Raw genomic sequence first — 3,219 nt, forward strand, 5'->3', positions numbered from 1 at the left:
AGGTGCGGCGTATCGACCTCCAAATGACCTTGAACAGAACAGTCCAGGTAGTCCACCCCATGGCCTTGGCGAGCTTGAGTTTTCTGGAGAATCTTGCTGTCTCGGGTCACCGAAACTTTCTCAAATCCATCCTGCCGAAGGGCGGGGCTCAGAAGGAGCTTCTCGCGAGCCTCAATGCGCACCTGGCCCTTAAACTGACTCCAAAGTTGAGTTAGGAAGGTCCAAAATTTCATCGCAGCCACGGCGCCTCCTGAGGTCCTTCCACCCAGGCTTGAGTCAAGGGTTTTTCCCCCAAGAACAGGTTGTTAGCCAGGATATCCAAGCTGTTCCGGGATTCCGGAGTGTCCTCCAACTCCAGCACCCGAGCCAAAATAAAGAAATATTCCGGGTGAATGAGGCGGCTGTCCAGCTGCTCTAGTTGCTCCCAAGCGACTCCTCGCATCCCGTCAAAAGGCCGACTAAAAAGTGCCACCTCCTTGGCAAAAAAGGCAAACCTCAAAATAGGAAAAGGCACCCAAATCACCGCCTGACTCCGGGGTGGGTCTTGACCTTGAAGATAGGGCTGAATGGCCCGATGAAAACTGGGACACAGCGTGTCATGATGGGGGTGGCAGGGCCATTTGATGCTGGGATCGTAGGGGGCATGGGTCATGAAGGCGCTGTACATGTCATCGCTGCTACGACGCCCAATAAAGAGATCGTTGGTGATGGCGATGCATTCCAGGATGTCCGCATTAATAGAATCTCCAAGAATAGCACTCTCCGCAATATACACCATCAATGACTGATCTGGATAATGATCTTGGCCCTTTTCAATTTCTTCTTGGAAACAATCATAAATAGATTTTCCTGAAATATCCTTGCCCCATTCAAATAATCCAAAAAAATCATCCACAACCCTGGTAAATTCGTAAGTCCATTCATACTTGGGATAATAGTAGTCCCGCCACTCATTCAACAATAATACCTTCAGCAAAAACCCTGCTAAATAACGGGTACAATTCCGCCAATCTGGATTTTTTGTTTTCTCATTGGCCGTATTATCACTAAAAACATACTTATAATAATATTTTCCTAACATATACCCTACCCTCCTACTTTTTTTCTAAAGGATTGGGATTAGTATTCAGCTTGGGAAGTGTTCCACTTTCAAATTGCTGTAACTCACCACGAGTTGGTGGATAATGTTGGACTACAGGCTCTACACCATCTACTTTAGGAGGTTTAGGATGAATCTGTACTACATGTAAATCATTTTGTGGTGCCTCGCCTCTGGGTTCTTTTGGTCTGGCTTGACTAGGTTTTTGGTAGGATTCCTGCCAAGAGCGAGTCTCTCCTGTTCGAGGATTGATTTCTCGGACATAGGTGTTACCGCCATTGGTAAAGGCGTTTGGATTGGGGTCTCCTGCTGGTCTATGTTCCTTATAAAATCTAACTCTACCATCGGGAAGTACCTTTTTGTGGAAAAACTTTTTATCTTTCATAGCCTTTTCCACCTCTTCGGTAAACTTCGGATGCACCTGGTCTACCTTTTTTTGCCCCTTCAGCTCAAGCCGTTCTTGGTCGGCCTTTTGCAGGGCGGTTTGCCCTGGATTTTCTGGAGCCGGGGCTTTTTTATCCCGGATAAGCCCCCGTTCTTGCCGCTGTTTTTCCTCTATTTTTCTGCGGGCACCGGTGGGGTGAGCGCCCTCTTTTTTCAGCATCCCCGGGCCCTTTTCGGTGCTTAAGGCGTTTCGCGCCAAGCGGACTCCTGCCTTGGCCAGGGTGCTCCCCACCCCTGCGCTGGCTAGATCCAAGGTTACGGATCCGACAGCTAGGGCCCCCTGAGCGGCGGCGCTCCAGTAATTGCCCTCCTGGATCTCATCGCCCACGTCTTTTACGCCCTGGGCTACATCGTAGGCTACTGCCAGAATGGTGATGACAAAATTTTCCTCCAAGCCAGTGGTGGCCGCGGTGTCACAGGCCTGGATGTCTCGGGAATCCTTGCCCGCCAAGGCTAACCCCGTAGCTAGGAGAATTCTTAACGAGGCCACAGCCCGACCTGCCAACGCCTGGGCTGCCTCCTGACAGCGCTCAGTGTAGGCCTCCTGCCCTTCCCCCTGGGCTCTTTGAGGCAATTGGTCTCGAATTCCTTCTGTAACGCCCTGCGCACAACTCTCCGCCGCCATGGTGGCGCCTGCCGCCAAAAGGGCCTGATTCCAGTCAATAGAGCCGGAATTAAGAGCTTGGAGAGACAATGTGGAGGCCATAGCTAGAGCTCCGTGGAGCAATTTATGTTCCAGCCCCGAAAGGCCGCTACGATAGGCCTGGCCGATCTCTGAGGCTCCTGCGGCGGAGATCTGAAGAATACCTTGGCGGGCAAGGGTTTTTACAGGATTTTCCTGATACACCAAGCTATGGGCCGCCGTCGTCTTAACCAAGTTCCCGGCGCTGCCCAAGTCCCCAACCCCTAAGCTTAGCCCTTGCACTGCAAGGCTTTTTCCCGCTGCCTTGAGCATATCCGAGAGCTGGAGGGATTCGTGGTTGGCCAGAGACTCAAGACCTCCCTTTTGGATGAAGGCCTGAGCGCAAGCTGCAAGCACGCCAGAGGCAATCCCTCCGCTGGCCCCTGCCAGAGCTGCAATGCCCACCCCCAGAGCGGCCTTGAAGGCAGGCTTAACAGTGGTACGAGGAGGCTGGGCTTCCTCAGTCATGAAAGGCAGGACCGTGTGATGAATCTCGGTAAACTCTGGCCGGGGCGCCACCTCTAGGCCCGAGGGACGCTGGCCCGTCTTAGAAACGACTTCCAGGTGCGGCGTATCCACACTAAGCCTCCCTTGCACCGAGCACTCGACGTAATCGATGCCTTGGCCTTGGTGAGCCTGGGTTTTCTGCAGAATCTTACTGTCTCGGGTCACCGAAACTTTCTCAAATCCATCCTGCCCCAGGGCGGGGCTCAGAAGGAGCTTCTCGCGAGCCTCAATGCAAGAGGAATGAAACACCGAACTGGAGCCCGTATCCTCCTTCTTGTCTACCCAAAAGGAAAAGCGCATCCAAAAGAGTTTAGCCATCATGGCCATGGAGTTTTAGGAATTCTTGTCGGAAAAAAGCGATTTTATAAATAGGTTCGTCTTCAAAAGTTACAGAAGGAATCGGACACGAAATTCCAATAACAGCACAGTTAAATGCTTCTTGTCCTTCTCCTTCTTTTACCTCTTCCAAAGTTTTTTGAATTGAGTA

General features: G+C 51.6%; 3 protein-coding genes. All 3 read right to left on the reverse strand.

What is annotated here, in order from left to right; translation table 11 throughout:
- Positions 1-242: hypothetical protein (locus HCUR_RS08320; RefSeq protein ID WP_207760877.1), on the reverse strand; the 242-nt coding region annotated here is incomplete at its 3' end.
- Positions 230-1,081 carry a hypothetical protein gene (locus HCUR_RS02375; RefSeq protein ID WP_243397254.1) on the reverse strand — a complete coding sequence of 284 codons (852 nt, stop codon included), beginning with the start codon at positions 1,079-1,081 and terminating at the stop codon, positions 230-232. The genes HCUR_RS02375 and HCUR_RS08320, both read right to left, overlap by 13 nt.
- A gap of 13 nt (positions 1,082-1,094) precedes the next feature.
- A complete protein-coding gene (locus HCUR_RS02380) occupies positions 1,095-3,053 on the reverse strand; it encodes a hypothetical protein (protein ID WP_104206573.1) in 1,959 nt (652 codons plus the stop codon).
- Between the last annotated feature and the right edge of the window lie 166 nt (positions 3,054-3,219).

It is taken from the genome of Holospora curviuscula (assembly GCF_002930195.1).
Taxonomy (GTDB): domain Bacteria; phylum Pseudomonadota; class Alphaproteobacteria; order Holosporales; family Holosporaceae; genus Holospora; species Holospora curviuscula.